Source organism: Mesorhizobium kamtschaticum, from assembly GCF_056174585.1.
The window spans coordinates 5,986,634-6,011,431 of record NZ_CM149691.1 but is presented as its reverse complement, the minus strand read 5'-3'; the positions used below and the strand labels follow the sequence as shown (position 1 = coordinate 6,011,431).

Here is a 24,798-nt window from a genome sequence, read left to right as displayed (position 1 = left end):
TTTCGGCTTCAAGCCGTCGCGAAAAGGCACTAAACCTCCGTCCGGGTTGGGGCAGCGCAGAGAACAATGGTTAGCATTCCCGAACGGCGAACGTCGAAGGCTGCCGGCTGGTCGCGGCGCATCGGCGCATTTTCAGCGGTGCTTTTGCTGACCGACTTCGTCGGCCATCGCTTCGATCTCGTCGAAACGCCGGTGTTCCTGTGGGTGCTGGGCGTTGTCGCGCTGCTGGCGGCGCTGGCGCTGCTGTTTGCCGCCTTTGCCTTTTCGAGGCTATGGAAATTTGGTGACCGCGGTGGCCGCGACCTGACCGTCGGCGCCTTGCTGGCACTGCTGGTGCTGGTTCCCTATGGCGTTGCCGCCTACTGGGCGACGATCTGTCCGCCGCTCCGGGACATCTCGACCGATTTCGAAGATCCGCCCGCTCTCGACGTCAGCGACCGGACAAAGGACATGAATGTGCTTGTCCCATCCACACCAGGCGAACAGAGGCTGCAGACCGACAGCTATCCGCTGGTCACCGCGCGCAGCTACGACCTGCCATTCGAGACCATCGTCAATGCCGTCGAAACCGTGCTCGACCGGCGCAGCTGGGAGCTTTCCGAACCCTATCCCGACCTCGCCGGGCAAAGCGACGTCACCATTACCGCTGTCGCCAAGGGCTTCGTGCTCGGCCTTCCGGCCGATGTGGCGATCCGTGTGACGGACGACGGCGATACGGTGATCGTCGACATGCGGTCGGCCTCGCGTTACGGCCGCTACGACCTTGGCGACAATGCCGCGCGCGTCACCGATTTCCTGGCGGAACTCGATCAGGAAGTCGCCGGCCAGGTCGGGGCGGCGCCTGCCGAATAGTCATTTTTCCTCGGATCCCGTGCCTGTGACCAGGGCAGGTGGCGTCCGGGCCAGACAGGCCTACCGAGTTGGCGTGAAAATGCCGTCGATAGCGGGGGCGGCGTCCGTCGACACCATGCCGCGCGCCACCAGGTCTTCGAGATGGGCAAGCACCGACAGTCCGGCGGCGCCATGCAGCCGGGGATCGGTGTCGCGATAGATTGCCCTGACCATGTCGGGAATGGTCCGGTCGCCGGCCCTGACCCGCTCCAATATGGCCCGCTCGCGCATCTTGCGATGCGTCTTCAGCCCGCGCATGAAAGCGCGCGGCTTCGTCACCGGCCCGCCATGGCCAGGCAGCAGCAGGCTGTCGTCGCGCGCGATGAGCCTGTCCAGCGATGCCATGTAATCGGCCATCGCTCCGTCCGGCGGCGCGACAATGGATGTCGCCCACGCCATGACATGATCGGCCGAAAACAGGATGCCGGTTCCTTCCAGCGCGAACACCGCATGATTGGCGGTATGGCCGGGGGTCAGAACCGTGCGGATCGCCCAGCCGTCGCCGTCGACCAACACACCGTCCGGCAGTGCGATATCGGGAACGAAAGCGGTGTCGGCGCTGGCGTCGAGCGCATTGGTCTCGCCGATATGCAATGGCCTTGCCGGTCGGTGCGGCCCCTCCGCCATCACCAAAGCGCCGGTGCGCTCCTTTAGCCGGGCCGCCAGCGGGGAATGGTCGCGATGCGTGTGGCTGACGAAGATATGGCTGACCGGCCTGCCGGCGATCACGTCGAGCAAGGTTTGAAGATGCGGCTCATCATCAGGCCCTGGATCGATCACCGCCAGCGTGTCGCGCCCGACGACATAGCTGTTGGTGCCATGAAAAGTGAAGGGGCTGGGATTTCGCACCGTGACGCGCTGTACGTCCGGTGCCACGTTCACGGCCCGGCCGTAGTGCGGTTCGAAGCTGGTATCGAATTTCAGAGCCATATCGGCACATTATTCCCGGAACGGCAAAACCGATTGCCGCATAGCACGCAAGCCAATATAGGAAAACGCTGAGACCGCGATTATCGGATCGCGACAGATCGGATTGGGGAAGACCATGGCAACTGCAACGACGATGCGCCCGCTTGTTTTTCTGGCTTTGCCGCAAGAAGGCGCGGCGCGACTGGCAACACAGCTTTTGCTGGCGATCGCCGGAACGCTGCTTTTGACCCTGTCGGCCAAGACCAAGGTTGTGCTAGGCCCCGTCGACATCTCGATGCAGACGCTCGCCGTCTTGCTGATCGCCGCCGCCTTCGGCATGCGCCTCGGCGTCGCCACGCTGCTGCTCTACATGGCTGAAGGCGCTATGGGCTTCCCGGTCTTCCAGGGTACCCCGGAAAAGGGCGTCGGCATTGCCTACATGCTCGGCTCGACCGGCGGCTACCTCGCTGGCTTTGTGGTCATGGCGGCGATTGTCGGCTGGGCTGCGGATCGCGGCTGGGATCGCCACCCGATCAAGCTTTTCAATGCGATGCTGGTTGCCGAAGTGGTGATGATGGCGATGGGCTTTGCCTGGCTGGCGCTGCTCATCGGCCCGGAAAAATCCTGGCAGTTCGGCGTCGTGCCGTTCATCGTTGGCGACCTCATCAAGGTTGCGCTGGCGGCTAGCCTTGTGCCGGCCGTGTGGTCGCTGCTGAAGCGCTCCTGAGGTCTGTCGGAAGCTTGGCGTGCCATAGACGTCAGGGCTCCATTCCCGAGGGCGGACGCTTCTGATGAAGGTTCTGGTCACCGGCGCCGCCGGCTTCATAGGCTATCACGTCGCCAGGCGGCTCCTGGAGCGTGGCGACGAGGTTGTCGGCATCGACAGCGTCAACGATTACTATGATCCCGCGATCAAGCAGGCGCGGCTGCGGCTGCTGGCCGAGGCGAGCCGAAGCACCAATGCCGGCTATCATTTCATCCATGGCAATCTTGCCGACAGACAGATCGTGGACGGCTGCTTTGCCGACCACGCCTTCGACCGGGTGATCCATCTCGCCGCCCAGGCCGGGGTCCGCTACAGCCTGGAAAACCCGCGCGCCTATGTCGAAAGCAACATCGTCGCTTTCACCAACATGCTGGAGGCCTGTCGCAGCGACGGCATAGCGCACCTCACCTATGCCAGCACCTCGAGCGTCTACGGCGCCAACACCGACATGCCGTTTTCCGAGCACCGCCCCGCCGATCATCCGCTGCAGTTCTACGCCGCGACCAAGCGCGCCAACGAGTTGATGGCGCACAGTTACAGTCATCTGTTCGGGCTGCCGACCACCGGGCTGCGCTTCTTCACCGTGTACGGCCCCTGGGGGCGTCCCGACATGGCGCTGTTCCTGTTCACCAGGAGCATCTTGGCCGGTGAGCCGATCAAGCTGTTCAACAATGGCAACCACACGCGCGACTTCACCTATGTCGATGACATCGCCGAAGGCGTGATCCGAACCAGCGACAGTCCTGCCGCCGGCAACCCTGCCTGGGATTCCGGTCATCCGGATCCGGCAACGAGCAGCGCGCCGTGGCGCATCTTCAACATCGGCAACAACAATCCGGTCAAGCTGACCGCCTATGTCGAGGCGCTGGAAAACGCGCTTGGCCGCAAAGCCATCATCGAGTTCTTGCCGCTGCAGGCCGGCGACGTGCCGGACACCTTCGCCGACACCTCGGCTCTGCAAGCCGCCGTCGGCTATCGGCCCCGGTACGTCGGTGTCCGACGGGGTAGGGCGGTTCGTCGAGTGGTACCAGGCGTATTTTGGTAACGACTCTAGGATATAAGCGGGCGCTGGCAGCAGCTTTTCAGGGTGTAGTTTGGCTACCACTGCTGCGGAGGGGATTTGGGCATGTCAGGGAGAGCTTCTTGAAAGGAATTATCCTTGCGGGAGGTAGTGGAACGCGCCTTTATCCGCTGACATTGGCAGTCTCTAAACAAATTCTTCCGGTATACGACAAGCCGATGATCTACTATCCGCTGAGCGTACTGATGCTCGCGGAAATTCGCGAGATCCTGGTTATTTCGACGCCCCGAGATCTGCCCGTTTTTCGTGATTTACTCGGCGACGGATCGGATTTTGGGCTGGATATCTCCTATGCGGAGCAGCCGCAACCCAATGGGCTCGCGGAAGCTTTCATCATCGGCCGTGACTTCATCGGTAAGGACAGCGTGTCGATGATCCTGGGCGACAACATCTATTTTGGCGACGGGCTGTCGCAGCTTTGCCGCACCGCCGCTGCGCGCGACACCGGCGCTTCGGTGTTCGCCTACCGCGTCGAGGATCCTGAACGGTATGGTGTTGTGTCCTTCGACAAGGCCACCGGAACCGCGCTCACGATCGAGGAAAAGCCGCAAAAGCCGAAATCCAACTGGGCCGTCACAGGGCTGTATTTCTACGACAACGCTGTCGTCGACATCGCTTCGTCCATTCGACCTTCGGCCCGCGGCGAGCTCGAGATCACGGCGGTCAACAACGCCTATCTCGATCGCGGCCTGCTGCATGTGCACCGATTGGGGCGCGGCTATGCCTGGCTCGATACCGGGACCCATGACAGTCTGAACGACGCTTCTTCCTTCGTGCGCACGATCGAGCACCGGCAAGGCATCAAGGTTGCTTGCCCTGAGGAGATCGCCTTCGAGCAGGGCTGGCTGACGGCAGACGAAGTGCTGCAACGCGCAACCCGGTTGGGCAAAAATGAATATGCCGCCTATCTGCGCCGGCGCGTCGCCGATCTGTCGGAGAGCTGAGCGTTGGAGATCAGGTCCCTCGGCCTCGAAGGCGTGCTGGAAATCGTTCCAAAGCGGCATGGCGATGCACGCGGCTTCTTCATGGAGACATACAATGCCGAGCGCTTTGCGCAGGCCGGAATAAAATTGCATTTCATGCAGGACAACCATTCCTATTCCGCGGCGGCGGGCGTCCTGCGCGGGCTGCATTATCAGCTTGCGCCCCGCACCCAGGACAAATTGCTGCGTGTGATCCGCGGCCGGGTTCTGGATGTTTGTGTCGACATCCGCCGCAGCTCGAAGACCTTTGGAAAATGGATCGCTCACGAGATTTCGGCCGAAAAGGGCAACCAGATTCTGGTGCCAAGGGGCTTTGCACATGGCTTTGTGACGCTCGTGCCCGACACCGAGGTCCTCTACAAGGTCACCGACACCTATTCGCCCGATCATGAGCGCTCGATCCGTTTCGATGATCCCGCCATCGGCATCAAGTGGCCGTCCATCGCTGGCGGGTTCCAGCTTTCGGACAAGGACCTCAAGGCGCCGATGCTTGCTGCCGCAGAGGTGTTTGCCTGATGAATTTTCTGGTGACAGGCGGGGCTGGCTTCATCGGTTCAGCGGTGTGCCGGCATCTGTGCGCCAATCCGGCCTACCGGGTGACCAATCTCGACAAGCTGACCTATGCCGGCAACCTGGCTTCGCTGCGGCCGATCGAAAACGCGCACAATTACAGCTTCGCCCATGCCGATATCTGCGACGAGAGGACGGTGCTCGATCTCCTGCGCCGTGACGATATCGACATCGTCATGAACCTCGCTGCCGAGAGCCATGTCGACCGTTCGATCGACGGGCCCGGCGCCTTCATCGAGACCAACATCGTCGGCACCTACCGGATCCTCAATGCCGCGCTCGAATACTGGCGCGGCCTTGCCGACGACAGGAAAAGCCGCTTCCGCTTCCATCATGTCTCCACCGACGAGGTGTTCGGCGATCTGCCTTTCGATGGCGGCATGTTCGTCGAGGAGACGCCTTACGCGCCGTCCTCGCCCTATTCCGCCTCGAAGGCAGCCTCGGACCATCTGGTGCGGGCCTGGCACGAGACCTATGGCCTGCCGGTCGTGCTCTCCAATTGTTCGAACAATTACGGCCCCTATCATTTTCCCGAAAAACTGATCCCGCTCGTCATTCTCAACGCGCTCGATGAAAAACCGCTGCCGGTCTACGGCGCCGGCGCCAATGTGCGCGACTGGCTGTTCGTCGAGGATCATGCGCGGGCCCTGGAACTCGTCGCCACCAAGGGCACGCCCGGCGAGAGCTACAATGTCGGCGGCAATTCGGAACGGACGAATCTCGCCGTCGTCGAGACGATCTGCGATCTGCTCGATGTCAGGCGTCCCCGGGCCGGGGGCAAGCGCTACCGCGACCTGATCTCCTTCGTCACCGATCGCCCCGGCCACGACCGCCGCTACGCCATCGATGCCTCCAAGATCGCCCGCGAACTCGGCTGGGCGCCGAGGGAGAATTTCGACAGCGGCCTGACCAGAACCGTGGACTGGTTCCTCGACAACAAATGGTGGTGGGGGCCGATCCGCGAGCAGCGCTACGCCGGTGAAAGACTGGGCGAAGCGCGCAAGGGTGGCGCGTGAGGCTCGTCGTCACCGGACGCGACGGCCAGGTCGCGGCGAGCCTGCTGGAGGCCGGCGAAGGAGAGGCCGGCGTGGAGGTCGTCGCCATCGGCCGTCCGGAACTCGACCTGGCAAGACCCGAGACCGTCATCGACGCCATCGCGGCGGGCAAGCCGGATATCGTCGTCTCGGCCGCCGCTTACACGGCCGTGGACCAGGCCGAGGACGAGCCTGACCTGGCTTTTGCGGTCAACGCAACCGGCGCCGGCAAGGTGGCTGAGGCTGCAGCGCGGCTCGGCGTTCCCATCATCCATCTTTCGACCGACTATGTCTTCGACGGCAGCGCCTCCCACGCCTATGTCGAGACCGACGCGACGGCATCGCTGGGCGTCTACGGCGCCTCCAAGCTCGCCGGCGAACAGGCGGTGGCCGCCGCCGGCCCGCGCCACCTGATCCTGCGCACCGCCTGGGTCTACAGCCCGTTCGGCAAGAATTTCGTCAAAACCATGCTGCGGCTGGCCGCCGACCGCGACGAGATTTCGGTGGTGGCCGATCAGTGGGGCAATCCCACCTCGGCACTCGATATCGCCGACGCCATCCTGCATGCGGCAACGATGCTGCATGACGACAAGAGTTTTGGTGCGTTCGGTACCTATCACCTGGCCGGCACGGGCGAGGCCAACTGGAGCGGCTTTGCCCGTCACATCCTGGACACCAGCCGGGCGTCTGGCGGTCCCTGGGCGCAGGTGCGGGATATCGGCACCAAGGACTATCCGACCAAGGCGCGGCGCCCCGCCAGTTCGCGCCTGTCGAGCGCGAAATTCGCGGCTGTATTCGGATGGCGCGCGCCGGGATGGCGAAAATCCACCGAGCGGGTCGTGCGCCGCATCCTGGATCGTCAGTGAGCTCGAGGTTTCAATCAGCGTTCGATTTGCCTGAACTCGGTAGGCTTGCTCCGTAGCTTTTCACGGCCGTGGTCGCCTGAATCCCCTGCAGCGTGGTGAAATCGAACTCGGTCCCGCGTCCGAGATTGACAAGCCATTGCGTGAAACCTAAGCACGGGCAACTTGGGTGTCAGGTGGGGGCTTGGCAATTCACGGAGAGCTTCTTGAAGGGGATCATCCTTGCTGGAGGCAATGAGAACCGGCTGTACCCAATAATATTAGCGGTCTCTAAGCAAACACTGCTTATATATGAAGATCAGGTCGCTGGCTTTGATCTATAGCGACGCGCAGTCTGACGTTCTCGCTCGCCAGCCTTCATGCTGTCGCAGGCTGCGGCACGTGAGGGCCCTTGCCGCAATTTGTGCCGGGGCAGCATTCCCGGAAAAAGGTAGCAATCAGTGACTTTGAAGTTCGGCACCAGCGGGCTGCGCGGTCTCGTCAGCGAGCTCATGGGACCACCGGCGCGCACCTATACAATTGCCTTCGCACGCATGCTTGTGGGGCGTGGTGTATTGAGCGAGGGCGACAAGATCCTTGTTGGGCGCGACCTTCGCTCTTCCAGTCCCGAGATTGCGGGGATTGTCCATGCTGCAATCGCCGAAGCCGGCTTGGTGCCGGTCGATTGCGGAGCCTTGCCCACGCCAGCACTCGCACTTTATGCAGCAGGCAAAGCCCCGGCGATCATGGTGACCGGCAGTCATATTCCCGAGGACAGGAATGGGCTTAAGTTCTACCGGGCGGACGGCGAGATCGACAAGCGCGATGAGCTTGAAATTGTGGCGATCCACGCAGGCTTGCAGATAGCCGACCGATCACAGCCATCCGTTGAACCCGTACAACTGGGCTCCGAACCGTCCGCAGGCTACAGGGATCATTTTCTTGGGTTCTTTCAGCCGGGTAGCCTGTCTGGTGTCCGTGTCGGGGTCTACCAGCATTCGTCGGTAGCCAGGGACATCATCGTCGATATCCTTCGTGCGTTGGGAGCCGAGGCGGTGCCGCTCGGCAGGTCCACACATTTCATTCCGGTGGATACCGAAGCGCTCAGGCAAGAGGATCTATCGCTTCTCAAAAACTGGGCGGCGGCGGAGCCCTTCGATGCCATCGTGTCCGCTGATGGCGATGGCGACCGGCCGCTTGTGGCGGATGCGCAGGGCAGTTTCGTGCGCGGCGACCTGATCGGCGCGATCACGGCGCGTTTTCTTGATGCCGACTGCATCGTCACGCCAGTCAGTTCCAATTCTGCCTTGGAGCGTTGCGGGTATTTCGCAACCGTGGTGCGCACACGCATAGGCTCGCCCTATGTTATCGAAGGTATCGGCGCGGCCCTCGCTCAAGGGGCAAAATGCGTCGTCGGGTTCGAGGCAAATGGCGGCGTTCTTCTGGGGTCATCCGTCGAGAAGGATGGCCGCACGCTCGCGGCCTTGCGAACCCGGGATTCGCTGTTGCCAATTCTCTGTGCGCTATCAACGATTGCGGCGACAGGTCGCCCGCTCGCCGAGATCGCGGCCGGTTTCGGATTCCTTGCCGCGGCAAGTGGCCGGCTTGAAGGCGTGTCGGCGGAAAATAGCGCGTCTTTCCTCAAGAGACTGGCGACGAATGCCGTCTATGCCGACACTCTTTTCGAGGTTCTGGGCGGCGTGGCGGATATTGACAATCGCGACGGCGTGCGTATCACCGCCCGCAACGGAGAGGTTGTTCACTTCCGTGCGTCAGGCAACGCGCCCGAATTGCGGTGCTACATCGAGGCAAAGACAGAATCCCGCGCAGACGAATTGCTCGGTTGGGGTCTTGACCTCAGCCGGACTCAAATCCTGGAAAGCTGAACTTTGACCAATATCGTTCCTGTCATCATAAGTGGCGGTGTCGGTTCCCGCCTCTGGCCTATTTCGCGGGCCTTGCACCCCAAGCCGTTCATCCCCTTGCCGGGAGGCGGGACCCTCATTCGCAGGACCTACGCCCGTGCAGCCGGGCTTGCAGGCGTTGATCAAATTGTGACGGTCACCAATCGCGATCTGTTGTTCCTGACGGCGGACGAGTATGCGGAGGTGGCGGCGCCAGGTGTAAGGAACACGTTCCTGCTGGAGCCTTTCGGCCGTGACACGGCAGCCGCGGTCGCGCTCGCTGCGTTGCAGGTCGCCCGCGACAATCCAGACGCGGTTCTGGTTGTGCTGCCTGCGGATCACCTGATCATGGACGAAGCCGGCTTTGGCGCGGCCGTGGCGAAGGCGGCGGCGATCGCGGCCACGGGACGGATCGTCACGTTTGGCATGAAGGCCGAGAGCCCTGAAACCGGGTTTGGCTATATCGAGGCCGAGGGAGATACGGTCCTTCGGTTCGTCGAAAAGCCGAATGCGGAACGAGCGGCCCAATTTATCGCCAGCGGTCGGTTTTTCTGGAATTCGGGCATGTTCTGTTTTGCGGCTCGCTCCATGATCGCCGCGATGCAGGAACTGTGTCCGGATGTGTTGTCCAATGCGCGCACGGCGCTCGATGCGGCCAGGACAAGCGATGCCGCGGACCGGATCACTGTTGAGATAGACAAGGATGGTTTCGCGGCTGTTCCTGCTGTTTCCATCGACTATGCGGTCATGGAGAAAGCAAAGAACGTGGGTTTCGTGCCCTGCAGCTTCGATTGGTCCGACATCGGCTCATGGACCGTTCTGTCGAAGCTTGTTCCAGCCGACGACAACGGCAACCGCACGACCGGGGAGACCATGCTCCATGACACGACGAACTGCTACGTGCACAGCGAAGACCGGCTTGTCGGTCTTGTCGGTGTTTCGGATCTGTTGATCGTCGACACGCCCGATGCGCTTCTGATTGCCCACAAGGACAAGGCGCAGGAGGTCAAGGATCTCTACAACCGCCTCAAGGCGGAGGGGCATGAGGCAGCGACAGTGCATCGCACCGTGCATCGCCCATGGGGTACCTACACCGTCCTGGAGGAGGGGCCGCGTTTCAAGATCAAGCGGATCGAGGTGAAGCCGAACGCGCGCCTGAGCCTGCAGGCGCATCATCACCGCTCCGAGCACTGGGTGGTGGTGAGCGGGACTGCCAAGGTCGTCAACGGCCAGAGTGAGATCCTGCTGGCGACCAACCAGTCCACCTATATCCCTTGCGGCCACAAGCACCGCCTCGAAAATCCCGGCATTCTTCCGCTGGTCATGATCGAAGTGCAAAGCGGGGAATATCTCGGTGAGGACGATATCGTGCGCTTCGATGATGTTTATGGCCGCACGTAACCTGAAGACAACCCATTGGGCACGTCTGCGAATTGGGTACAGTTTCCGTTTTCGGGCAGATGGTTTGCATTCCTGAAATAGCGATCAACAAAGTAGAGACAGGTTCATCATGAATTCCAAAATAGCGTTTATCACCGGCGTGACCGGGCAGGATGGAGCCTATCTCTCGAAGTTCCTGCTTGAGAAGGGGTACGAGGTCCACGGCCTTCTGCGGCGCAGTGCCTCGGCCGATGTGGTCGGTTCACGGCTGAAATGGCTTGGAATCGCCGACAAGATCGTGCTTCACGATGGCAATCTGACCGATCTCTCCGGCCTCATCCGGGTCCTCCAGGACGTTCGTCCGGCCGAAGTCTACAATCTTGCCGCGCAATCTTTCGTCAAATCGTCTTGGCAGCAACCGCTTTTGACAGGCAACGTGACGGGCATTGGCGCCGCCAACGTGCTGGAAGCGGTGCGGATAACGTGTCCCGAAACCCGTTTCTACCAGGCATCCTCTTCGGAAATGTTCGGGCTGATCCAGGAACCCATCCAGTCGGAAAAGACCCCCTTTTATCCGCGCTCTCCCTATGCCGCGGCCAAGCTCTATGCACATTGGATGACGGTCAATTATCGCGAGAGCTTTGGGCTCCACGCGTCGAGCGGCATTCTCTTCAATCATGAATCGCCCCTGCGCGGCATCGAATTCGTCACCCGCAAGATTACCGACGCTGTCGCGCGCATTAAGCTTGGACTGCAGGAAAAGCTGGCGCTCGGCAACCTGGACGCCAAGCGCGACTGGGGCCACGCACGCGACTATGTCGAAGCCATGTGGCTGATGGTGCAGCAAGACACGGCAAGCGACTATGTGGTCGCCACGGGCAAGACAGTCTCCGTTCGGGACTTCTGCAAGCTCGCCTTCGAACATGCCGGTCTCAATATGGAGGATCACGTCTCCATCGACGAACGCTTCCTGCGGCCTGCGGAAGTTGAAGTCCTGCATGGCAATCCGACCAAGGCCAAGGAGAAATTGGGCTGGGAGGCAAAGACGAGCCTCAAGGAACTCGTCATCGAGATGGTCGAAGCCGATCTTGAGCGTGTAAGACGTGACCAACACCTTTGAGGTGCGGTTAGCGAGGTCGGCATGCGAGTTTTGATCACGGGCGCACGGGGCTTTGTCGGTCCCTATGTCTATGAGGCGTTGCACAGCATCTGCGGTCGCGACCTGACGGTTATTGCGACCTCCAAGGACGCAGGACCGCATCCCGTGTTCGGTCAAATCGCTGCGCTCGACGTGACGGACAAGGTCGCGGTTCATGAGGCGATTGCCCGTCACAAGCCGACCCACGTTGTCCACCTGGCGGCCGTCGCCGCGCTTGGCGCCGCCCAGGCTGACCCTGAAAACACCTGGCGCATCCATGTCCAGGGTGCGCTCAACGTGGCCCATGCCATTCTCGAGGAGGCACCGGGATGTTGGTTGCTCTATGTCGGGTCGGGCCTGGTCTATGGCGAGAGCGCGAAAGCTGGCCGGCCGCTTGATGAAAATGCGCTGCTTGCGCCGATGGACGACTATGCCGTGACCAAGGCCGCGGCCGACCTCGCATTGGGTGCGCTTTCCCGTCACGGCCTTAAATGCATTCGTTTGCGCCCCTTCAATCATACGGGACCAGGGCAAACCGAGGCATTTGCCGTACCTGCCTTCGCCATGCAGATCGCGCGGATTGAAGCAGGTTTGGCCCCGCCGGTCATTCGCGTCGGCAATCTTGACGCGGAGCGGGATTTCCTGGACGCGCGAGACGTCGCCAGCGCTTATGCGCGCGTCGCCTTGAACAGCGACGATCTCCAGCCAAACACCATCTTCAATGTCGCATCTGGCATCTCATGGCGGATGGGGGATATTTTGGATCAGCTCTTGGCGCAGAGCAGTGTCAAGATCGTCACCGAACAAGATCCGCTGCGGCTGCGACCAAGTGATCTGCCGTCCATTGTGGGGGATGCAACCCGCGCCCGAACGCGTCTTGGCTGGGTGCCGGAGCATTCCTTCGAGGAGGCCCTTGCCGCGGTTCTGAAGGATTGCCGCGCACGGGTGGCCCAAGCTTAGAGAACCGCAATCAATGCCCTTTCACCAACAAATTGAGAGTCAGAATTCATGAATGAGGTAAGGTATCACGCCATCGAGACCTGCCGTGTCGGCAAGGCCAAGGATCTGGTCTCCGTGCTCAATCTCGGCGAGCAGGCGCTCACCGGAGTGTTTCCCAAATCGGCGTCTGAACCTGTGACCAAAGGGCCGCTCGAGCTGGTCTGGTCTGCCTCCAGCGGACTTCTGCAGCTGAGACATTCCTATGAGCCGAGCGAAATGTACGGCGACAATTACGGCTATCGCTCGGGTCTCAACCAGTCGATGGTCGATCATTTGACGCACAAGGTTCGCTTCCTGGAGAGGCTCGCCTCGCCACGCGGCGGTGACGTCGTTCTCGACATCGGAAGCAACGATTGCACGACCCTCAAGGCCTATTCGACCGCAGGGTTGACGCGTATAGGCATCGATCCGACGGGCAGGAAGTTTGCGCAGTATTATCCGGACGATGTGAAACTGGTGCCGGACTTTTTCTCGGCCGAAGCCTATCGTGGCATCTCACAAAAGCGGGCCAAGATCGTGACATCCATTGCGATGTTTTATGATCTTGAGGATCCTATCGCCTTTGCTCGTCAGGTGGCCGAGGTCCTTGCCGAAGACGGCATCTGGCATTTCGAACAAAGCTACATGCCGTCCATGCTTCGCCTCAACTCCTATGACACGATTTGCCACGAGCATGTCGAGTACTACTCCCTCGGAGTCGTGGCTAACATACTGGAGGCGGCCGGTCTCAAGGTCGTCAACGTTGTTATGAACAACATCAACGGCGGCAGTTTCGCGGTCACGGCCACCCACAAGGGCAACACGAGTCTCAGATCCGATCAACCGGTCATCGATTGGCTGCTGCAACAGGAAGACCGCATGGGCCTGTCCACGCCGCGGCCTTTTCGCGACTTCGAGGAGCGCGTGTTCCGGCACAAGGACGACCTGTCACGTCTTATCAGGACACTCGTGGCCGACGGCAAGAAAGTGCTGGGCTACGGCGCCTCGACCAAAGGCAATGTCGTCCTGCAATTCTGCAACTTCACGTCAGCCGAAATCCCGGCCATCGCCGAAGTCAATCCGGAAAAGTTTGGCCGCATGACGCCTGGGACGCACATACCGATCATTTCCGAAGCCGAAGCGCGAGCGATGAAGCCGGACTATTTTCTGGTCCTGCCTTGGCATTTCAAGGACGGTATCCTGCGTCGTGAGCGCGAATATCTTGCCGACGGCGGACGGTTTATTTTCCCGTTCCCCGAGATAGAGATAATCTAGATCGGCAGTTGGAGAGCCCGTGCTTTTTACAAAGCTCTGCTCTGGGCGCCGTCCAGCGCCGCGTCCGCGTCGTGATCAAATGATGCGGCCTGGCATGAGGAGTCAAATGGCCGCTTCATAGAGTTCCTGGTCAATTCGCGTGAGGTCTCGCAGTCTCCGAAGCGCTTCCTCCGGCAGTTCCTCGGCGTCGTCCCGTTCGGTGCCGTTCGCCCGAGGGACCTCCGTCGCTATGGGGGGAGGGATATCTGCGACTTCTGCGACTCGGACAAGGAAGTCGTGAAGGCGCTCGGTAACTCCGACGACCGCCATACCCTTGAGCGCTGTCCTGGCCCCCTCCAGCAGCTCCGGCTTGAGCAGAGGCAGTGACATTTGCTCCAGCGCCTCGGAGAGGGCGAACAGTGCGTGGTCGGCCTCGGAGTAGCGACTGCCGAGTACCGCAAGGTTGAGCGGCAGTTTCATAAGGTACCGGGCCTGATAGTCCTCGATCATAACCCGATTAAGATCGTCCATCACGAAGTCGGTGAAGGTTTGGCCCAATACCCTGAGATGATGAGGGTGCTCACGCGCCCGGCGAACATGGTGCCAGTGCGAGCGCGTCCTGGCGACGGGCTCCCGCAGGACAGTCACCGTCACGACGTCGCGACCAAGATACTGCTTGAGATAGCTATGAAAGTGGCCGGCGAATGCCTGGTAGTCGCGAAGCGTTTCCGGTGGACGCATCACCAAATCGTCCGCAAGCCAAGCCGGGCAGAGGCGGTCGCCGTAGTGGGAATGCAGCCACGTCCTGACAGAAACGCCGGCCGTTTTCGGGATGTGCTGGAAGTAGATCGGGAGATCCTGCAACCGTGCGCGTGCCCGCCTTTCGATCCAGCCTCTGACGCGAGATACCATAGTCTTTTTCCTTCTGCGCCGGCCACTTGTAGCCTCACCCGACGATTTCGTAAGAAGCCTTCCATTGAATGCGTCGTGCGAATCGCGCGCTTTGCTCAACCAGTTTGATAAAGCCATCAACTTGATGTCCTTGAGGCAATAATGTATCGAACCTGTCGCACACCGCCGGGCCTGGGCAGAACACACGATCGGGATATCTCGACATATGCTGCCGACTGAGACAGGCGTCCTCGCAGAGGCTTTCGCCGACATAAGAGCGTCGCTGAAGAAACACCACCTGGCGACAACTTTCAGCTGGCAGGACGTGGCCCAGCGGTACCGGCGCTCGCGGGTCGGAGCGTTTTGGCTGACCATCAACATGGGCGTTCTGATCGGCGCGCTCGGGCTCGTCTTCGGCACGCTCTTCCGTGCGCCGATGCAGGAGTTTCTGCCCTACATCTGCGTCAGCTTGATCTTCTGGGGGTACATTTCGTCGTCGATCAACGAGGGGTGCACCACCTTTATCGGGGCCGAAGGCATCATCCTTCAGGTGCGCATGCCATTGTTCACGCACGTGCTGCGCACGCTCTACCGCAACGCCATCATTCTCGGCCACAACATCCTCATCTATCCTCTCGTTCTCCTGGTCTTGTGGCGCATGCCGACATGGCACGTTTTCCTGGCGCTGCCGGGCTTTGTCATCTTGTCGCTCAATTTGCTCTGGATCATGGTGATCCTGGGTGTCTTATGCGCCCGCTATCGCGACATGACGCAGGTCATGCAGAATCTCCTGCAGGTCATCATGTACCTGACCCCGGTGATGTGGATGGCACGAACGCTGCCCGAGGGCATTTCGCGGCTGTTGCTGGATCTCAATCCCTTCTACCACCTTATCAGCGTCGTGCGCGACCCGCTGCTGGGCGAGCTTGCGTCCGCGACGAGCTGGATGGCGTGCATCGTGTTTGCGATCGTCGGCTGGACGGTCGCCCTGTTGCTGTTCGGCCGTTATCGTCATCGCATTCCGTATTGGCTTTGAACATTCCCATGGTCTCAATCATACTGACCGGTGTCTCGGTCGAATTTCCGGTCTTCAACGCGGCAAGCCGCTCTCTCAAGAACAGGGTGCTGAGTGTCGCCACGGGAGGCGCGATCGACCGTCGGGTTGATGGCCATGTCATCGTGCGCGGACTGGAGGATGTGAGCTTTTCTGTGAACGAGGGGGACCGGATCGGCCTCGTTGGCCACAACGGTTCCGGCAAGACGACGCTGCTGCGGGTGCTGTCAGGCATCTACAAGCCGACGAGCGGGTCGGCGGTGATCCACGGCGAATGCGTATCCCTTATCAACATCTCCCTGGGTATCGACCCGGAAGCAACGGGCCGCGAAAACATCAGGCTGCGCGCGGCGATGATGGGCATGCGGCCGAACGAATTGCGCGAGCAATTCGATGGGATTGCCGAGTTCACCGGACTGGGCGATTTTCTTGACATGCCGTTCCGGACCTACTCGTCGGGCATGCAGCTTCGCCTGGCTTTCTCGACATCCACGGCGATCCGGCCGGAAATCCTTGTCATGGACGAATGGCTCTCAACCGGCGACGAGGACTTCAAGCAGAAGGCCGACAAGCGGCTGCGCGAGATCGTGGAGACGACCAAGATACTCGTCCTTGCCAGCCACTCGCGCGATCTGCTGCAAAAGAATTGCAACCGCATTCTGTGGATGGAACATGGTCGTGTGCGGATGGACGGCCCCCCCAATGAGGTTCTGCCAGCTTATTTCGGTTGATAGTTTTGCGAATGGAGGTAGAACGATCTCGGTTGAGATAGACAATAACAATCAATAGTCATGCGGTCGCTGGAACTCGTACGATTCGAATGAAATGTACGGAGAAATAATGGAGATCCAGGCAATGCCCGCACGGGATGCATCCACCGTCACTGCCGCCTCGAGCCCACCGCCGGAACCGGCGTCTCATGGCTAGCAGCGAGCAAGGCTGGTGGCGCGGCAGGAAGGCTGCATTGATCGTTGCTCATCCGGGGCATGAATTGCGGGTCCATCATTGGATGGAGACCAGCAAGCCTCTGGTCCTGGTACTGACAGACGGCTCGGGGCATCTCGATGCCGGCCGGCTCGACCGCACGGCCGAAGTGCTGGCCGGCGCCGGTGCGCGTCCAGCGGCAACGTTCTTCGGCAGGATGGCGGACCGCGATCTCTACCGGGCCATTCTGACCGGCGAAGTGGAGACGTTCAGGGTGCTCGTTGACGAAATAGCCGCGATCCTCGTCGATGAGGCGATCGACTATGTCGCGGCCGACGCGGTCGAGGGGTTCAATCCGGGGCATGATGTCTGTCGGCTGCTCGTCAACGCGGCGCTGGCGCGGCTGCACGAGCGAAGTGGTCACGATCTGCCCAATCTCGAATTTCCGCTCGAGGCGGTTGCACTGAGGCGCCAAACCGCCACGCGGGAGGGAATAGAGCTTCATCTCGACGCCGGCGCCTTCGACCGCAAGCTTAGGGCCGTCGACAATTATCCGGAATTGACCGAGGAAGCCGACCGTCTGCGCGCGGCGCATGGCCTTACGAGCTTCAGCGTGGAACACCTCACCCCGGTCGACTATCATCTGGACATTTCAGAATGCTCCGAGCAGCCGCCGGCCTATGAGCGTTGGGGCACGGAGCGCGTGAAAAGCGGCTACTACAAGACGGTGCTTCGCTTCAAGGAACACGTCGAGCCGCTGGCCAGGCAACTGGCGATCTGAATCCCGAACGAGCGTCCTGGCCGAAGTCAGGACCTCATTCGCCAAGTTCGATCAGGCATAGCCCCAATCCAAGCCGCCGCCGATCGTCTGACAGCCCCACCTCCAGCGGACTTGCCGGATTCTCGATCCGCAGACCAACAGAGAGACTGCGGGCCAGCGCAGCATCGGGCGGCAACGCCACCTGCCAGTCTTGCTGAAGGAAAAGCGGTGCACCGGGCGTGGCCGATCCAAACACCCGCCGTTCAATCCACACTCCGTTGATGAAGAGTTCAGCGGCCACTTCCGGATGGTTCTCATGAAGAAAAGCCACCAAACCCAGTCTTAACCAGGTCGGCGCAGCCGCGGAGGATATTTTGAATTCGACTGTCGCCAGGTCGCCGTCAGTCCAGACTCCCCAATGTTCAACCGCGGAGAATCCCGTCAGGCGCACAAATCTTTGGGGACCGTCGGCCTGGGCGAACGATACCGCCTTGCTCGCCTCGACCGGTTCCAGCCCACCCTGTTCCGGTTCGGCTCGCTCCAGCTCGGCCTGCGCCAGCTTGGCCTGTTCCAACGCGGCCTGCGTCATCATCTCGGCCTGCTCCAACTCGGCCCGCATGCGAGCCAGCCGCGCCAGCAGATCCTCACGCTCCGTCATCCACGGCCATATCGGCCCAGGCTTCGGCAGCCAGGTCTGCATGTGACGCGCCAGCGACAGGTTCAATTCGTCCTTGTCCGCAGGTGAGGCGCGGTGTTGGCTCAGTGCTTCGCGATAGAGCGACAGGCAAGCGTTCAGCCATTTTGACATGCCTGCCTCTTGGCGGGTTCTGCTCGAGATTTCCGCTGCATCGACGGCATCGTAGCGGTCGATCTCGGCTGCAACCGCCTCGGTCGACAGGCGCTGTTGCAGCACCCGCAGTCCGAAGTTGCGCCGCCGCCATCCATCCCAAGTGTCGGACCGAGCCATTCCGGCAAGGCCGCGGCCGTCGCAGACGATGACTGCGCGTCCGCATGCCATGGCTTCAAGGGCGCTTAGCGCCGACGCGAAGACGAGGTCGTATTGCGGCAGCAGGATCTCGGGTTCACTCACGATGCTGCCGATGGAGGCTCCTATCACATCCAGTTCGATGCCCCGCTCCGCGCAGGCGGCGCGCACCGCGTGCAAATGCTGCGTGTTCTTGGCGAAAGCCAGGGCTCGGCGCGGACGCTCCGGCAGCGGCGGGCCGGGGACGAAACGGTCGGTGTCGACGGCATTGAGCAGCGTGACAATACGGTCGGCCGGAATGCCGGCTTCGAACTGCAGCCGCTCGGCAACCGTGTCGTCGACGGCAACGTATTTGCGGATGTTGGCGAGAAGCGGTGGGGCGCTGTGCCAGGCGACGAAGTCGTGTGCGAAGTAAACGGCCGGGGCATTCGGGAAGCGCGCCGTGGCGATCGCGGTAACCTGGGTGTGGTTGCCGTGGATGATGTCAATGTCTGCGGCGATGGTCGAGATGTCGTCGGTGACAGGTATGCCACGAGCCTGGATCTCTTCCGCGATCGGTCCCAGCCCGGGGGCATAAACGATCGGTCTGTGCCCGGCACGCATGAGGGCGAAGGCAACTTCCCGGGTGACGATCTCGGTCCCCGATCGGCCTGTCAGATAAATGTTGGCGATCAGGACCGTCAGCGGCTGTTCGAAGGTCATGGATCGGCAGGCTCCCTACGACGAACTGTCCGCTCAGGCAGTCCCGGCGCACCGCGCCAACTCTATAACTTATCGACGCCATGACAGGAAATTGCTACCCGACCGTGGCGCCGTGCAGATCGCGAAACCGCGCAAGGGAGGACAATCCCGATCCGTTGGCAGGTTTTTAGCCGATGTCTCGTTTTCAGCAAACAGTTCGACAATTTTCGGACACGGCAGCATGCGACCAGGGGGGCTGCAGACCTGCCTCGGTTGCGAGTTTCCCCCTGATGTCAAACGGCTTCAGCTAAGTTAGACAACAGCGAGGCTGCGGGGCCAATGGAGCTTTTTCGATTCGAATGAAATGCACGGAAAAACCATGGGCGCCGACGCAACGCCCCCGCCGGCAGCGCCCGCAATGATCAGCTACGCCCAAAATTGTGAAGACGTTTTGCTCGAGCGCGTTTTCAAGGACGCCGCGACCGGTTTCTATATCGACATCGGCGCCTATCACCCAACCATAGGATCCGTCACCAAAACTTTCTACGATCGCGGATGGTCCGGCATAAACGTCGAACCGGGAGCGGTTTTCGACGAGTTGGCGCGGGAACGATCGCGTGACACGAATGTTAGGGCCGTGGTCACAGATCAGGACGGTGAAGTTGATTTCTTCCAGAATCAATCCGATCCCGGCATGTCCAAAGTGGCCGAAGAGCCGGTCATGGCGGACGGCGAAGGGGAGATGCTTCGAGTTCGGGCTGTGACGCTGGACGGTCTCGTCGCCCAGCATGCCATCGGACAAGAGATCAGCTTTCTCAAGATCGATGCGGAAGGGTCGGAAGCTGCAATCATTCGAGCGACAGACTGGAGCTTGATTCGACCGCTGGTGCTGGTGATCGAAGCAACTGCGCCGTGGTCGAACGAGCTCGTCAATCAGAGTTGGGAGCCTGCTCTGCTCGCGAGCGGGTTCTTGCGTGCGTATTTCGACGGCATCAATGTCTTTTACGTGAGGGCCGAGAGCAAAGAGCTGCTCCGCCACTTCCATGTGCCGGTAAACGTTCTCGATGGCCATGTTACATTCGAACAATGGCATTTGAGCGTAGCCGTGGAACAGCTGACGGCCGAACGCAGCGAGATCATTGCGCAGCGAGATCAATTTTCCGCAGAATGCGAAGCCCAACGCCAAGAGAGCGCGGAAATTCAAAAACGATCGGTTGAGCTCACGGCGGCAATCGAGCAGGCGGAGGCTGAAAGCCAGCGTCTGACAGTCCACGCAGCGGCTCTGACCAAACGCCTTGCGCGGGAACAAAAGCAGGCGGAGGCCGAACGCAAGCGCCTGACAGCCCAAGCGGCAACTCTGTCCAAGCAGCTGGAGCAAGAACGCGAGCGGGCGGAGGAGGACAGCAGGCGTCAGGCGACCCATATTGCTGCCCTGTCCGGACAGTTGGAGCAGGAGCGTCATTCACGCGCTTCTGCGACCTCTCTTGCCGTACGTTACGATCGCCTCGTCCTTGAGCTTCGCGATGATGGGGCGCCCCGCGCCTTGGGGAGCGTTCTGCCTTTGGCGCGGCTTTTGCGCCGGTTTCATCATGCTGTCGGTCGTGATAATGCGATTGATATCACTCCTACGGAGAGTTCCATGGTTTCGCAGGCTAGTTCTGAGCCGCCCTCCAGCCCTGCTCCAGGTCGCCTGCGCTCAACTGTGAAGAAGGGCGCTCTCGGCGTCTACAAGGCCCTTTTCAGGCCTTTCGTGCGTCCAGTCATGTGGCGGACCAGAACATTTCTGTTGCAACCCGTCCAGGAACACCTCGATCGCTCATATGAGACCCTTCATGCACGCTCGGATGACATCCAGGCGTTGCGACAGGAGCAGGCTCAGCTCGCGAGGAACCTGGAAAATCATGCACGCTCGGATGACATCCAGGCATTGCGACAAGAGCAGGCTCAACTCGTGAGGAGCTTGGAGGCACTGGCTCTGACGATAGCGTCAAACCCGCCGCGAGGCCGTTAGAGCAATTTCAGGAAAAGCGTGAAACGGTTTTCTCGGGAAAAGCGGGTAGCGCCTTCCCTGGGGAATTGCGTCAAAACAAAGAGTTAGAGCGGGTCGCCGTTTCCGTGAAGCGGTGAACTGCTCTAGCCTGCGCCGTGCAGCCACGCTGCAAGTTTGCGCACAAACCCGTCCCAAGTCGGTATTCGCAGTCTCGTCACCTCATCCCAAAGCCTTTCCGCGAACGGATCGTCAAGCAGTTGATGCACCGCGCTCGCAATCGCGTTGGGGCTTATCTCGTCGAGGATGACACGGCCGCCTGGTGGCAGCACGTCGAGGCTTGGCAGGTTTGCCGATGCGATGACCGGAATGCCGCTTGCCAGGCTTTCATAGGGCGGAATGCCAAAGCCCTCCAGTGAACTGACGAACAGGGTTGCTCGCGTTTTTTCCAGGGTTTGCCTGATCGCATCATCGCTTGCATGACCCAGATACCTGAACCGCGGTTCGGCCTTGAGGCGTTCCAGGATCACAGGCTCGCGCGTCGATCGGCTTTCCATCCGACCAATGATGGTCAATTCGACGTCGATATCTTGCTGCCAAAGCAGCTCAAAGGCCTCGAGAATATCGGCAACGTTTTTTCTGGGCTCGATTGTCCCGACATATGTGAACATTCGTTTCTGGGCGTCGAACGTTTGCCGGGACATCGCTACGCCATCGCCGCCCAGCGGGATCGCGGGACCTGCGCGACCAACCTTTCGGATGACGCGATGCACGTACTCGCGGCGGGTCTGTTCGCTGATAAACGCAGCGCGCGGTACTTCGCGAAGCGCGCGCAGATAATGCATCAGTCGCCCGGTCGTGCGCGGCTCCCAGTCCTGCGGATGAAGATAGGGCAGGAAATCGTACACCAGCCAACTGACCGATGCGGTGCCCTCATGGCACAGAGCCCGGTATGCTTCGGCACGTTGCGCATCGAAAAACACCTCGGGGTTGTGCAGGCCGGCTTTCAGATCGGTCGTGGAAATCGGGGTGCCCTTGCGGAGATGTGGCAGAAGTCGTTCTCTTTCGTCCTCGACTGAGTGCTTGCCGTCACGGGTGAGTATCTCCACCACCGCGTCCGGGAGCGCGCGAAAACCCAATTTCTCCGAGTCGAACCGACACGGGACGAGCGGCCGCGGACCGCTCCACCTGCGCAAGATCTCGCGTTCTACCCGCTGGATACCCGTGCGCAACGGATGGGTCGTCAACTCGGTCAGATCGACAAAGATTGGGGTTCGTGACAATTCGCTTCTCTTACGGTCTTTGGCGACAGTCTCAGAATCCAAGTCCCTCGCACAGTTGCTGCGCGTAGTTTTTGAAACTGTGAACGTCGCAGTATTGTCGCCGCGTCTCGTCAAATTGGGACCGATTGGCACCTATCTGGCTGATCTTGGCCAGCGCTTCCGCGATCAGAACCGGGCTCGGGTGATCCGGTACGGTAGAAACAAATGTCGGCCCCTCCATTGCCAGCGCCAAGTCCTCGTTTGCAACGGTGGGCAGCCCAACGGCGATACAGTCGAGCAGCGCACCGGACAAGCCTCCGAAGAAGTGGGTTCTCAGCTGAACCGCGGCGTCGGCTGCAAGCAGATAGTCTCGATATTGCACCTCGCCGACAAAGTCGGCTGAGAACACGACATGATCTGCCAAGCCGACGTTGGAAACCAAATCCCTGAACGGACCCTCATCCGATGCAAATCCGCCAACAAAATACAGTTTTGCGGGAATGCCCCAGCTGCGCAGAAGGTCAACAGCCCAAATGCACTCCTCGGCCGCTTTATTGGAGTGGACAAAACCAAGCGATATGATCGCAAATTCTTTCTTGGCGATGCCAAGCCTCAGTCTGGCCGCTGATTTTAGCCTTCGATCGGTGGGATCGGTCTCCCACTGCCGATAGATCGAAAAGGGCAGATAGATCGCCATTTTGGAAAAGCGCTCTTGAACGATCCGAGCCGTCACGCGCGAGTGAACGAACATCGGTGAAGCCCATTCGGCGATTTCGCCGAGAAATGTTGCTGGCAGCCTCGATTCATCTTGCAGCCAGGAGCCGACCTCTTCCGCGGTCACGGATCGCCCGAGTTCACGCTCCGCAACCGCGCAAGCGCGCGGCGAACCCAGGAGACTTCCGTAGAAGCCGAGGAGGCGATTGTCGTGTTCGATGCAAGCTCCGCCATACCGTTCAAGTAGCTGGAACACCTCCAGATGAAAATATGAGTTCCCTACCACTCCAACCACTCGATCAAAGCCCGAAGACAAGCACGGAAGGGTGGTGATCTGCTGCGCCGATGCTGCTCCGTCAGGTGCGGTCACAGGCACATGTTTCGAGAACACATGGACATCGGCCAGTTTCCCGAGTTCCCTGATTGTTGCGGCGGAATAGTCAGCAACACCGGATTGATCAGGCGGCATCGGACTGAGGAATGCAATTTGTGGACGCGCGCCTCTGAGGATGCCGGTGGGCTTCGGATGACGACGCGTAACCAAATCGCCCACCGTCGACCAGAATTCCGCCGCGATTTGGTCGGCCCGAAACCGCTGCCACCGTGTCGACTGATCCTGGATAATCTTGCCGCGCTCCGCTTGATCGACGGCAATCGCTTCGAGCTTCTGTCTGAGTTCCTCCGCGCTGTCGGGAGAAAACATCAAATCGTCGCGCCCGATCAGTTCCCTGTGAGCAGGGATGGAAGACGCGATTACCGGTGAGCCAGCCGCCATTGCCTCGACGACCGGAATCGAGAACCCTTCCATGTACGTTGCAACGACCGTGCAGAGCGCGCCGCGGTAGATCGATACGAGTTCATCTTCGTCGACAAAACCCGGGAAAACAAGAAGCTCGGACCTGCCGCCATTGCCGGTGTACAGGTCGCGCAAGATTGCCTGCCAAACCGGCGGGTAATTCCCGGTGACCACGAGCTGAATGCCGGCGTCCTGCATCACGGCGCTTCCGGCATGAGCGAGGATAGGGCATTCGACATTCTTGCGAGGTTCGGCTCCGCCGCAGGCAAGAACATAGCGCGCGGAGGATCTTCCCGCCGCCCCGAAGTGTCGGCGCGCTCGAACGCGCTGTCTATCGGTGCCCCGGTCTTCGTAATGCGCGTCGGGTTTACGCCGAGAATGCGCCGGAGTTCGTCGGATGTATGCTGCGAGATGGGAAAGAAATGATCGTAGCGAGAAAGCCAAATGAGCTGGGTGTGATAGTCGAGGCGATTGGAAGCCGTTGGCAGGTAACGTTCCGGCTTCATCAGCGGAATGAAGTCGTAGACAATCGCGAGCTTGAGAATGTCGGGATCGTTCACGATGCGACCCAGGAAGAACGGGTCATGGGTCATAGGGGACAGTTCGAAGAACACCGTCGAACATCCTTTGGCGCCCAGATAGGCGTTGCTGCGAACCTGATCGACGAGATGTAGGAAACGATCCTCGAGCGGTGGCAAGGCGGGATCAACCAGCCCGAGGGTCGACACATCAACTCTTTCGCGAAGGTGGCCGACAGCCCTGACCAGATTCGCCGACAACTTGCCGACGCCGCGATCCTTATAGGAAGGGTCTTGCAGGCATCTCAAATCGAATACAATTTCGCAGTTGTCCATGCCGCAACCCAACCCCGTCGTAGCTCACTTCCTACTCGCTGCAAACGGAAGATGACAAGCGAAAAGGGCCTGGGATGTCGCGCCTATGGGAAGAGGCCACCCGGAAATCGATTCGATGATTAGTCCTGATTAATATAAGGGTCGAGAAGAAGCTTGGCTA

General features: G+C 60.4%; 22 protein-coding genes and 1 pseudogene. 17 read left to right on the top strand and 6 right to left on the bottom strand.

Annotated elements, in window-relative coordinates:
• Positions 1-66 precede the first annotated feature (66 nt).
• Complete coding sequence (locus tag AC0V7N_RS29930) at positions 67-852, top strand: DUF1499 domain-containing protein (protein WP_475451788.1); 786 nt, start codon at positions 67-69, stop codon at positions 850-852.
• Positions 853-912: 60 nt separating this feature from the next.
• Here the strand turns inward: AC0V7N_RS29930 and AC0V7N_RS29925 are convergent, their stop codons facing one another.
• Positions 913-1,821 carry an MBL fold metallo-hydrolase gene (locus tag AC0V7N_RS29925; RefSeq protein WP_475451786.1) on the bottom strand — a complete coding sequence of 303 codons (909 nt, stop codon included), beginning with the start codon at positions 1,819-1,821 and terminating at the stop codon, positions 913-915.
• A gap of 115 nt (positions 1,822-1,936) precedes the next feature.
• On the opposite strand from AC0V7N_RS29925, the gene AC0V7N_RS29920 reads away from it, so the two are divergent.
• From AC0V7N_RS29920 to AC0V7N_RS29865, 12 genes and pseudogenes are all read left to right on the top strand, one after another.
• Positions 1,937-2,527: a biotin transporter BioY gene (locus AC0V7N_RS29920; protein ID WP_172231271.1), complete on the top strand. Its 591-nt coding sequence runs from the start codon at positions 1,937-1,939 to the stop codon at positions 2,525-2,527.
• A gap of 64 nt (positions 2,528-2,591) precedes the next feature.
• A pseudogene (locus AC0V7N_RS29915) lies at positions 2,592-3,627 on the top strand (NAD-dependent epimerase).
• An 82-nt stretch (positions 3,628-3,709) separates the two neighbouring features.
• Positions 3,710-4,591: a glucose-1-phosphate thymidylyltransferase RfbA gene (gene rfbA, locus AC0V7N_RS29910; protein WP_475460551.1), complete on the top strand. Its 882-nt coding sequence runs from the start codon at positions 3,710-3,712 to the stop codon at positions 4,589-4,591.
• 3 nt (positions 4,592-4,594) lie between these two features.
• Entirely contained in the window at positions 4,595-5,146 is a 552-nt protein-coding gene (gene rfbC, locus AC0V7N_RS29905; protein ID WP_496627457.1) for a dTDP-4-dehydrorhamnose 3,5-epimerase, read from the top strand.
• Positions 5,146-6,216 carry a dTDP-glucose 4,6-dehydratase gene (gene rfbB / locus AC0V7N_RS29900; protein WP_475451784.1) on the top strand — a complete coding sequence of 357 codons (1,071 nt, stop codon included), beginning with the start codon at positions 5,146-5,148 and terminating at the stop codon, positions 6,214-6,216. Before rfbC ends, rfbB begins: the two co-directional genes overlap by 1 nt.
• Positions 6,213-7,100, top strand: coding sequence for a dTDP-4-dehydrorhamnose reductase (rfbD, locus tag AC0V7N_RS29895; protein ID WP_475451782.1), 888 nt, complete (start codon positions 6,213-6,215; stop codon positions 7,098-7,100). The genes rfbB and rfbD overlap by 4 nt, the downstream gene beginning before the upstream one ends.
• Positions 7,101-7,192: 92 nt before the next feature.
• Entirely contained in the window at positions 7,193-7,420 is a 228-nt protein-coding gene (locus AC0V7N_RS29890; RefSeq protein ID WP_475451781.1) for a sugar phosphate nucleotidyltransferase, read from the top strand.
• 168 nt (positions 7,421-7,588) lie between these two features.
• Entirely contained in the window at positions 7,589-8,962 is a 1,374-nt protein-coding gene (locus tag AC0V7N_RS29885; RefSeq protein WP_496628036.1) for a phosphohexomutase domain-containing protein, read from the top strand.
• Between the two features lie 3 nt (positions 8,963-8,965).
• Positions 8,966-10,381: a mannose-1-phosphate guanylyltransferase/mannose-6-phosphate isomerase gene (locus tag AC0V7N_RS29880; RefSeq protein WP_475451780.1), complete on the top strand. Its 1,416-nt coding sequence runs from the start codon at positions 8,966-8,968 to the stop codon at positions 10,379-10,381.
• A gap of 109 nt (positions 10,382-10,490) precedes the next feature.
• Positions 10,491-11,480: a GDP-mannose 4,6-dehydratase gene (gene gmd, locus AC0V7N_RS29875; RefSeq protein ID WP_496627454.1), complete on the top strand. Its 990-nt coding sequence runs from the start codon at positions 10,491-10,493 to the stop codon at positions 11,478-11,480.
• 21 nt (positions 11,481-11,501) lie between these two features.
• Positions 11,502-12,458, top strand: a complete 957-nt coding sequence (locus AC0V7N_RS29870) for an NAD-dependent epimerase/dehydratase family protein (RefSeq protein WP_475451779.1) — start codon at positions 11,502-11,504, stop codon at positions 12,456-12,458.
• 48 nt (positions 12,459-12,506) lie between these two features.
• A complete protein-coding gene (locus AC0V7N_RS29865; protein ID WP_496627453.1) occupies positions 12,507-13,751 on the top strand; it encodes a methyltransferase domain-containing protein in 1,245 nt (414 codons plus the stop codon).
• Positions 13,752-13,853: 102 nt separating this feature from the next.
• Here the strand turns inward: AC0V7N_RS29865 and AC0V7N_RS29860 are convergent, their stop codons facing one another.
• The gene (locus tag AC0V7N_RS29860; RefSeq protein ID WP_475451776.1) at positions 13,854-14,642 is read right to left on the bottom strand and encodes a hypothetical protein; all 789 of its coding nucleotides are present in this window, start codon (positions 14,640-14,642) and stop codon (positions 13,854-13,856) included.
• A 205-nt stretch (positions 14,643-14,847) separates the two neighbouring features.
• Here AC0V7N_RS29860 and AC0V7N_RS29855 point away from each other — a divergent pair, with 205 nt between their 5' ends.
• From AC0V7N_RS29855 to AC0V7N_RS29845, 3 genes are all read left to right on the top strand, one after another.
• On the top strand, positions 14,848-15,657 hold the full coding sequence (locus AC0V7N_RS29855; RefSeq protein ID WP_475451774.1) for an ABC transporter permease: 810 nt from the start codon (positions 14,848-14,850) through the stop codon (positions 15,655-15,657).
• Between the two features lie 8 nt (positions 15,658-15,665).
• A complete protein-coding gene (locus AC0V7N_RS29850) occupies positions 15,666-16,406 on the top strand; it encodes an ABC transporter ATP-binding protein (RefSeq protein WP_475451773.1) in 741 nt (246 codons plus the stop codon).
• A gap of 188 nt (positions 16,407-16,594) precedes the next feature.
• A complete protein-coding gene (locus tag AC0V7N_RS29845) occupies positions 16,595-17,380 on the top strand; it encodes a hypothetical protein (RefSeq protein ID WP_475451772.1) in 786 nt (261 codons plus the stop codon).
• A 34-nt stretch (positions 17,381-17,414) separates the two neighbouring features.
• Here the strand turns inward: AC0V7N_RS29845 and AC0V7N_RS29840 are convergent, their stop codons facing one another.
• Positions 17,415-19,046, bottom strand: a complete 1,632-nt coding sequence (locus tag AC0V7N_RS29840; RefSeq protein ID WP_475451770.1) for a glycosyltransferase — start codon at positions 19,044-19,046, stop codon at positions 17,415-17,417.
• 397 nt (positions 19,047-19,443) lie between these two features.
• Here AC0V7N_RS29840 and AC0V7N_RS29835 point away from each other — a divergent pair, with 397 nt between their 5' ends.
• Positions 19,444-21,036 (top strand): FkbM family methyltransferase, encoded by a 1,593-nt coding sequence (locus AC0V7N_RS29835; RefSeq protein ID WP_475451769.1) that lies wholly within the window; start codon positions 19,444-19,446, stop codon positions 21,034-21,036.
• 122 nt (positions 21,037-21,158) lie between these two features.
• On the opposite strand, the gene AC0V7N_RS29830 is transcribed toward AC0V7N_RS29835, so the two are convergent.
• From AC0V7N_RS29830 to AC0V7N_RS29820, 3 genes are all read right to left on the bottom strand, one after another.
• Positions 21,159-22,151 carry a glycosyltransferase gene (locus AC0V7N_RS29830; protein WP_475451768.1) on the bottom strand — a complete coding sequence of 331 codons (993 nt, stop codon included), beginning with the start codon at positions 22,149-22,151 and terminating at the stop codon, positions 21,159-21,161.
• Positions 22,152-22,326: 175 nt separating this feature from the next.
• Positions 22,327-24,009, bottom strand: a complete 1,683-nt coding sequence (locus tag AC0V7N_RS29825; protein ID WP_475460548.1) for a glycosyltransferase — start codon at positions 24,007-24,009, stop codon at positions 22,327-22,329.
• On the bottom strand, positions 23,982-24,638 hold the full coding sequence (locus AC0V7N_RS29820) for a glycosyltransferase family protein (RefSeq protein WP_475451766.1): 657 nt from the start codon (positions 24,636-24,638) through the stop codon (positions 23,982-23,984). Before AC0V7N_RS29820 ends, AC0V7N_RS29825 begins: the two co-directional genes overlap by 28 nt.
• Between the last annotated feature and the right edge of the window lie 160 nt (positions 24,639-24,798).

Coding starts and splice junctions, on each gene's coding strand:
- AC0V7N_RS29820 (WP_475451766.1), bottom strand. CDS start 24,638: ATGGACAACTGCGAAATTGTATTCGATTTGAGATGCCTGCAAGACCCT.
- AC0V7N_RS29850 (WP_475451773.1), top strand. CDS start 15,666: ATGGTCTCAATCATACTGACCGGTGTCTCGGTCGAATTTCCGGTCTTC.
- AC0V7N_RS29870 (WP_475451779.1), top strand. CDS start 11,502: ATGCGAGTTTTGATCACGGGCGCACGGGGCTTTGTCGGTCCCTATGTC.
- AC0V7N_RS29885 (WP_496628036.1), top strand. CDS start 7,589: ATGGGACCACCGGCGCGCACCTATACAATTGCCTTCGCACGCATGCTT.
- AC0V7N_RS29930 (WP_475451788.1), top strand. CDS start 67: ATGGTTAGCATTCCCGAACGGCGAACGTCGAAGGCTGCCGGCTGGTCG.
- AC0V7N_RS29925 (WP_475451786.1), bottom strand. CDS start 1,821: ATGGCTCTGAAATTCGATACCAGCTTCGAACCGCACTACGGCCGGGCC.
- AC0V7N_RS29840 (WP_475451770.1), bottom strand. CDS start 19,046: ATGACCTTCGAACAGCCGCTGACGGTCCTGATCGCCAACATTTATCTG.
- AC0V7N_RS29835 (WP_475451769.1), top strand. CDS start 19,444: ATGATCAGCTACGCCCAAAATTGTGAAGACGTTTTGCTCGAGCGCGTT.
- AC0V7N_RS29860 (WP_475451776.1), bottom strand. CDS start 14,642: ATGGTATCTCGCGTCAGAGGCTGGATCGAAAGGCGGGCACGCGCACGG.
- gmd (WP_496627454.1), top strand. CDS start 10,491: ATGAATTCCAAAATAGCGTTTATCACCGGCGTGACCGGGCAGGATGGA.
- rfbB (WP_475451784.1), top strand. CDS start 5,146: ATGAATTTTCTGGTGACAGGCGGGGCTGGCTTCATCGGTTCAGCGGTG.
- AC0V7N_RS29855 (WP_475451774.1), top strand. CDS start 14,848: ATGCTGCCGACTGAGACAGGCGTCCTCGCAGAGGCTTTCGCCGACATA.
- AC0V7N_RS29865 (WP_496627453.1), top strand. CDS start 12,507: ATGAATGAGGTAAGGTATCACGCCATCGAGACCTGCCGTGTCGGCAAG.
- AC0V7N_RS29845 (WP_475451772.1), top strand. CDS start 16,595: ATGGCTAGCAGCGAGCAAGGCTGGTGGCGCGGCAGGAAGGCTGCATTG.
- AC0V7N_RS29920 (WP_172231271.1), top strand. CDS start 1,937: ATGGCAACTGCAACGACGATGCGCCCGCTTGTTTTTCTGGCTTTGCCG.